This window comes from Empedobacter sp. UBA6745, assembly GCF_002453775.1.
In the GTDB taxonomy this organism is placed as follows: Bacteria; Bacteroidota; Bacteroidia; order Flavobacteriales; family Weeksellaceae; genus Empedobacter; species Empedobacter falsenii_C.
The window spans coordinates 1-7671 of record NZ_DKHL01000037.1; the positions used below are offsets into that span (position 1 = coordinate 1).

Consider the following 7671-nt stretch of genomic DNA (forward strand, 5'->3'; position numbering starts at 1 on the left):
GTTGATAACTCACTTCGTTCAAACACCTCAACTTTTTTATTCCAATAATTTAGAGTTGAATTGCATTTCGATTCTAAATCGTCGGATTTTTAACTCTTTTTTCAATACTCAAATCCTTTTTTAATAACGGATTTTAGAGTCGACATACGATTTGCAGACGAGTTTCAATCCATTGAAACAAGCGTAAAAAAGATTAGTGAGCGATAGCGAGTCATTTAATATTTTTAGTGAGTAAAATGAAGATTGAACGTCGAAAATCGCAGTCTTGACGTTTTTGGTTCGTTTTTGTGTCAAGACAAAAATGAACGTAATAAAATAATGAACTACTAATTATCTTCATATTATCATAAATTATATTCAGAATAACATCTCGCTGTCATTCTGAGCTTGTCTCAGAATCGCATCCAATATGCCATTTCGAGATATCGAGAAATCTTTTGTCACTTTTTTTAGTCAAAAAAACTAACGAAAAAAGACTTGGCTGTAAACCTCTCGACTAAAAATGTTCTCATTTCACTAAAGATTTTAAAAACCCTACGGGCTAAAACCTTTTTTACGTTGCATTCAACCATTTTCTTAACGTGTGAGTTTTAATGCCGTTTTCTTAATTCTTTTTCAATATTCAAATTCACTTTTAACAATGAATAAATAAAGTAATTAGTGAGTAATTGTTATTTATCGTCTAAGTCTTCGATACAACGTTTTACAAACGTCACTCTGACTGACGATAAAAAGAAGCTGAAATGAAATCAGTTTGACAAATTACATCTCACATCTATTATCTCAAATCTCACATCTCCTACTAATACTGATAAGAGCTTTTAATTTATAATGTGATGCGTTCTAAAAATCGTCTTCAATAATTTCCTGCACACGTCCAATTTGTCCATCCGTCAAACGCACTTTTATACCATGATGATGATAAGGCGAAGAAGTCAATAAATCTTTCACGATACCCTCAGTCAATTCGCCAGTTCGTTGATCCTTTTTCAATACAATATTAACCAGCATACCAGGTTTTATATTTGCTCTTGTTTTACCATCCATATTACAAATATCTTAAAATAAATGGAAAAGATATTCATTCTGTTGTAAAGGAAATTAAAAAATACATTCATCTGGAAGGTAATAATGAAATTGTAGTTGTATTTGATCCTCTTTTTCAATAAAAATTAAAATTTAGATTTTTTGAAAGCGTTTTTTTGCTTTTACGTGAAACCATAATTTATTGTGAGATAGTTTTTTGATATTTGATAAAATAGTATAAAACTAAAAATAATGACAAGAATAATTTTACAAAATGACAATATAAATCTTGATACCAGCAAAAAGTCAACAATTACCGCAGGTTTTATTAGTGATAGAGATATTTTAAGAAAGCGATCAAAAAAATACATGGATTTGATAGCTGGACTTGATGCAAAAACCCTGACAGAAACAAAAGGAATGGAGGAGTTAATGAATTGTATACAAGAAGAGTTTGGTACAGCCGAATTAGCGAGTTTGCCCCTGGGTATAGTTTCTAAATGTTTTCTTGGACATCCTTATGAAGTACATACACTTGATTTGATTGGTAATCAAATTATTAAACATTACAAAAGTAATGAAATAATGGAGGGTGATTTTGAAAAAGCTAGAACAGTAGCTATGCATAATGCTTATGCAATGGTTGAGGTTTATACTGACAAAATGATCTTAATTCGCGAAGACGGAACAGCATCTAAATTATAAATTTAATAAACACGTATAAATATGTCACAACAGGTAATATCATATGCAGACCTATCTATTATTAATAGTGCTTTACGGTCAATTAGTAGTGATCTTTCAGGCGTACATTCCGAATTAGGAACACTTAATTTTAAACAAGATCAATTAGAAAGTGAATTAGTGAAACTTGCTGAGGCTTTTGCAGATTTTGTTGCAGCAGATATTAAACATAAAGCTTTGCAACTTGCTGAAACACGACAAGGTAACTTGAAACAAGATTTACAGATTAAATTTGGTTATTATGCAGATGTACGAAGAATGGCAACTGGAATTTTACAAGGTGTGGATACAGGTGTTGTGAGTGATGATACATTAAAATTTACAACCGAAGAGGTGATGATAAAAGCACCAGGTTACTGGTTAGCACCCGCTTTAGTAGCGTTAGCAGCTTGGGTAAGAAGTGATAGAGGTACAAATGAAAAAGCATTGAATGAGGCATTAAAAAGAGATGATTATAAAACAACACTTTTCTTTATGCTAATTATGAGGAGGCTTGCAAGAAATGAAGCGAGTATGAAATGGTTAGAACGCTATTTTATGCATCAAAATCCACATCATTTGGACAGAGAATTTATCGTTATTCTTGAGGCTGTAACAACCGGTGTATTTCCTCCTGCTGCAAGACAATTAATGATAACAAATGTAAAAAAATGGTTAGATCAGCTTACGCAAGGAGATACGTATATTAACGAGCAAAAATCACAATGGGTAGCATTCTTCGAAGCTAAAGGTTCTTTACCAGAAGGTAAATATCCTTTATTAGAGAAGTTTTCAACCAATTGGGATCTTTTAGAAAATTCTTTGAAAGAAGCTAAAACACATGATATTTTAAATACTCATTTTAATGACATCGTATCTTCTTCAGCAGATTTTTCAAAAAGTGTTAAAGTTCAATTAGATGAGATTCTTTCTTTATTGGTAACAAACTTTGATGATGAAGAATTGCCATTGCAAGAAGAAGTTAGATTGAATCAACTTATCATTCAAATGCATGGAGATAAAACAGCTGCGCAAGCAATGATGAATGCTGAAAAACATATTTTCGATGAAAAGGTTGACTTTTTACAACTTCTAACAAACGCATCGTTTAATCCTGAATTGGCTGGGGCAACAAAAGTTACTCAAGCACTAGCTGTTTCGATAAGTCAACCTTGGATAATTGAAGCTCACGATACATTTACTGCACAAAGTAGAAGTAAAATTCCACAACTAGTTGAACTTAATATAGACGATTTCAAAACAACTACTAAAGATGGTAGTAATGAAAATGAACTTATAGAAGAGCAAGAAATCTTTTATAAGAATATGTTAGATGCTAAACTTCGTGAACTTTCATTTCCTTTTGCTGGTGTATTGATTGGAGCATTTATTTGTATACTAGGTTTTTGGGCTTTTAGTTTGCATCCTATAGCGGGTATAGTTGGACTTGGTATTGGAGCAGTTTTGATATGGAATGCTCTAAATAGTCATAAGAAAAAGAAAAAAAGAATAATAGAGAATATCGAAGAACGTAAGCAAAAAGCAAAAGAAGTTTTAAGAGGATGTATAGCTGAAACAGTTGATTACAGAAAAGAACATACAATGGAAGATAGAAATGCAGAAAAAGTAAGAGAGCTTTTACAATCAATTATTCCCGAAGATTTCTCGAGCATATCAAAAGAAACGGCAAGAAATATTATTTAACATTTTAAACTTAGATTGATGAATAAAATTATTTTAGGTGACAATACCAATGAAAACCCAATAACTAATCAAGAGAATAATATCGAACAAAAGAAAGAAAGCAGTGTGACTAATCCGAAACCAAATTTGTTTCAGGGAAGAACAGAAGCTGAAAAAGGAAATTCTAAATTTCCTGATTGGGATATAGTTCCGCCAAACCAATTTATAAATCCACGAATCAAACCGCAATAATGGTAGGGCTAACAACATATTCGGACTGGGTTAAACTATTGGATGAATTCGGGAATGGAAATGATACGGTTTTCGAAGACTTGAGTAATGGAAGTTTTACCGTAGATGCTGGAACAGTTTCACGTTTTTATTCAAGAGTAGAAGAAGCTTATAAAAAACGTAAACAATCTTGGCTTGATCAATTTCACCGTTCATTTCAATTTCAAAATTTTAAAACTATGAATGACTTTGAAATTGCTTTGAGAAATGGAAAGCAAAATTTATACCCATTAAATAAATTCGTAGGATTAAAAGGTTTTCCTGAAAATTTACAAAAAACACTAAAGAAAGATCTTGAAGACTTTGTAAATGAAATTAAACAATCTTTAAAAGATAATGTTTCAAAAAATTCTAATGGTAAAGAACAAATGTTAATTATGTTGAATGCATTTTATTTGAGTGAATTACCAGAAGAAATTAAATCTGAAAACAAAAAGAGTAAAGAGATAACAAATACATTAATACCACCAACAGGTAGAAAGATACTATTTTAATATGGCAAATAAAACAGAGTTCAAAACTTCGCTTTTACGAATGTTTCGAGCAAGAATACCTTTTATCTCAATTAGAAGTATAGAAAGAGCACGGGTTTTAGAAGTTATTCAACAATTAGCAGAAGAAATTAATATACCAATTTATGTCCATAGTTTATCTCATGGTACAATGGATATAAAATCAAAGAAGAGTGTAAATGAAGATCGTTCTGTAGCAGGAGGTTTAGATTATGCCGTACAAAATATTTCGCAAAGACAGAATTTAACTTTTGTATTTACAGAAGTTAGTGATGTAGAAGATGATAATTTAGTTTCGAGACATATCTACGATTGTATTGTACAGGCAATAGAAAGAGGAGGAAGTATTTGCTTGATTACGACTAAGAGTATTTGGCCTCAGTTGCAACGTTTGGGAATGACTATAACGCTTGATCCGCCTAATGAAGAAGAAATGCTAGAAGTGGTTAAAGAATGTGTTATTCCTTACAAAGGATCTATACCGCTAGAATGGGAAGAAACAGAATATAGAATGGCTGCATCTATTTTAGCTAATATGACAAAGATTGAAGCAGAAAATGTATTGGCAACTCAAATGGCAAAAGGATCTTTGACAAAAGATGATATCAAAGAGTTGAGTAATGCAAAGGATAAGTTATTTAGTGATATATCTGGATTAGAAAAAGTGAAGCTTGATCCTTCTACTTTATCAGTAGCTGGTCTTAGTGGACTCCAAAGCTGGCTTGATAATCAAAAGCAATTATTAACAGCTGATTTAAAAGCTAGAAAGATGAGACCTCCGCGTGGTGTATTATTAGTTGGTGTACCTGGTTGTGGAAAATCATTATCAGCAAAATTTATTGCTGCAAATTGGAATTTACCTTTATATCGACTTGATCTTGCAGCAATACAAGGACAATATTTAGGACAATCTGAAAATAGATTAAAAGAAGCATTGGCTTCTGCAGATAATGCGGCACCTTGTATTTTATGGATTGATGAGATAGAAAAGGGGCTTTCTGGTGCTACTGGCGCTAATGATGGAGGAACTTCAACTCGAATGGTTGGACAATTCTTATTTTGGCTTCAGGAAAGTATGGCAAAAGTATTTGTAGTTTCAACGGCAAATGACGTTTCTAAATTACCTCCCGAACTTTTACGTAGAGGACGTTTTGATGAATTATTTTTTGTTGATCTACCAGGAGAAGCTGAACGAATGGATATTATTAATTTATACATAAAACGTAATCTTTTAAATCAACCATCTGCTGAGACTCTCAATCAACTTGTTGAAATTTCAGAAGGATTTGCAGGATCAGATATTGAGGGTGCAGTAAGAGATGTAGCAATACAGGCTGTTATCCATGGGGATGAGATAGTAGATGATACACTTTTTGAAAAATGTTTTAAAAATATAGTTCCATTGAGTAAAACAGCTCCTGAAAAAATTGAATCAATTAGAAATTGGGGTAGAGAAAGAGCTGTACCTGCTTCTGGAGTTTCATGGGGAACCTCTCCATACGATAAAGGAATTGGTAAACGTTCTATTATTATTTAAGCTTATTTATTTTTATCAATTTAGAGATACACATTTTTCTATATTGAAGGAAAGAAATCAATAACCTCGTTTAAATATTTTTAAATGAGGTTTTTCGTTTTTACATGTAATCGTAATTTATTGTGAGATGGTTTTTTTTATATTTATAGGAATATTATATAAAATAAGGATGTCAATAGTATTTTCAGAAACATTTATATTAAACTTAGTTAATTGATATATTAGCGAAAATATATCGAATTATCGTCAAACTATGAAATTTATAAAAGGTTGCCTTCTTACGTTACTAATTTTTATTACTGCAATAACCTCTCTGATTTATTTTTACAATCTTAGATTATCAAAAGAACTAATTAAAGAAAACGAAAAACCTAAAAATTCTTTACTTGCATACAAAGACAAAATGTCTGAAAGAAATAAATTAATACTTAATTCTAATGTTTCTGATAGTCTAAAAGTTTTAGCAAAAAAATCGGATTCAATCATCAAAAATTCTAATAAAATAAATGATAATTTATGGACAGAATACAAGATTAATCAGAAACTTTATGATGATAAAAAGTTCAAAAAATTAAATGAAGAATTGCAAGAAAAATATAATCAATATAACTCAGATGCACAGGAATTTAATTTTCGCTGGCTTTTATTTCCTTTAAATATTGTTTTATCTAACAATAACCTTAGAAGTTATGATAATATGTATACAATTGATTATGGAATAGATAATTCCGAAAATATGATAAAACGTAAAAAAGTTGACCATTGGATTGAAACTGGAGAAGTAATAAACTAGAAACCTTTTACTGACAAGTGGAACTACTGTACAAGTATAAAAAAACGTTAGCTGTATTTATAAAATTAAAATCACTGAACCTTAAAAATGCTATTTTCAATTAAGAAAATTCTATCAATATTATTGATCATATTTTTTATCTCTTTCTTTATAGAATCTCCGTTCAGAAAAGGAGGAATTTCTCTAAAATCACAATTATTATTAATAGGTCTAACTTTTGGATTATCGCTAATCTACTCAATTCAAACACAAAATAAAGAATTTAGTCAAATTCAAAAGTTCGTTAAATTCCTATCAGTTGTTTTATCTACCGGAATTGGTTTAGCTATAAGTACGATAATAAGTCATGATTATTTAGAGAAATTGTATGGTTTGGATTTTCAACTATATTTAAATGAAACAATTTCAACTATTTCATTTTTAACCATAGCATTTTTGATATCAGCACTACAAATAGAAATATTAAATAAGATACTTAAAAGTTATAACTACAATTAACTGCGCGATTTTAATTTTAGGCACAATCTCTTTAGAATTAATTTTATAGTTTTTGCTTTTACGTGAAACCATAATTTATTGTGGGATGGTTATAGTATGTTTGAGGATAATTGTAAGAAGTAATGATATGTTTTTAGGAAACTTGACTATATTTTACGTCGTAAAAATAATAGTAGTTGTATTCTAAATAAACACTCTAAAATTATATTATGTACATTTTCTCTGAATATTTTTCTGAGTTTATAAAGTCTTATAAATCTAAAACTGAATTACCAAAAGGATTTACGCTTATTTAGATACAATCCACAACACTTTTATAATGTTAGTTATAAAAGAAATATATTTCACGCCAAAAAATTCTAAACTTCTTCAAAAAATATTTTTTACAAGAAGTTAAATGTTAACAATTTGGCTTGATTTAATTAAATACACTAAAAATATTATTAGAATAAATATTCATTTTAAAAATATTTTCCTGAATTAATGCGCTACTATGTTATGCATATGTCGTAAAACTACTACATATTCGATTGTAAACGTTTAAAAACGGTTAATTAAAATATCTGTTTCTAATTTAGTCCTAGATAAAAATTAAAATAAATCAATCT

General features: G+C 29.9%; 7 protein-coding genes. 6 read left to right on the forward strand and 1 reads right to left on the reverse strand.

All coding sequences use genetic code 11. The features are described 5' to 3' along the window. Window positions 1–843: 843 nt before the first annotated feature. Window positions 844–1047, reverse strand: a complete 204-nt coding sequence (locus tag B4H69_RS10815) for a YwbE family protein (RefSeq protein ID WP_180904911.1) — start codon at window positions 1045–1047, stop codon at window positions 844–846. Between the two features lie 231 nt (window positions 1048–1278). Here B4H69_RS10815 and B4H69_RS10820 point away from each other — a divergent pair, with 231 nt between their 5' ends. From B4H69_RS10820 to B4H69_RS10845, 6 genes are all read left to right on the forward strand, one after another. Continuing rightward, window positions 1279–1731, forward strand: a complete 453-nt coding sequence (locus B4H69_RS10820) for a hypothetical protein (RefSeq protein ID WP_180904910.1) — start codon at window positions 1279–1281, stop codon at window positions 1729–1731. A gap of 21 nt (window positions 1732–1752) precedes the next feature. Further along, window positions 1753–3453: a hypothetical protein gene (locus B4H69_RS10825; protein WP_291093942.1), complete on the forward strand. Its 1701-nt coding sequence runs from the start codon at window positions 1753–1755 to the stop codon at window positions 3451–3453. A gap of 18 nt (window positions 3454–3471) precedes the next feature. Continuing rightward, the gene (locus B4H69_RS10830) at window positions 3472–3684 is read left to right on the forward strand and encodes a hypothetical protein (RefSeq protein WP_180904908.1); all 213 of its coding nucleotides are present in this window, start codon (window positions 3472–3474) and stop codon (window positions 3682–3684) included. Beyond that, window positions 3684–4217 carry a hypothetical protein gene (locus B4H69_RS10835; RefSeq protein ID WP_180904907.1) on the forward strand — a complete coding sequence of 178 codons (534 nt, stop codon included), beginning with the start codon at window positions 3684–3686 and terminating at the stop codon, window positions 4215–4217. Before B4H69_RS10830 ends, B4H69_RS10835 begins: the two co-directional genes overlap by 1 nt. A 1-nt stretch (window position 4218) precedes the next feature. Next, complete coding sequence (locus tag B4H69_RS10840; protein ID WP_180904906.1) at window positions 4219–5772, forward strand: ATP-binding protein; 1554 nt, start codon at window positions 4219–4221, stop codon at window positions 5770–5772. A gap of 253 nt (window positions 5773–6025) precedes the next feature. Continuing rightward, window positions 6026–6565 (forward strand): hypothetical protein, encoded by a 540-nt coding sequence (locus tag B4H69_RS10845; protein WP_180904905.1) that lies wholly within the window; start codon window positions 6026–6028, stop codon window positions 6563–6565. Window positions 6566–7671 lie beyond the last annotated feature (1106 nt).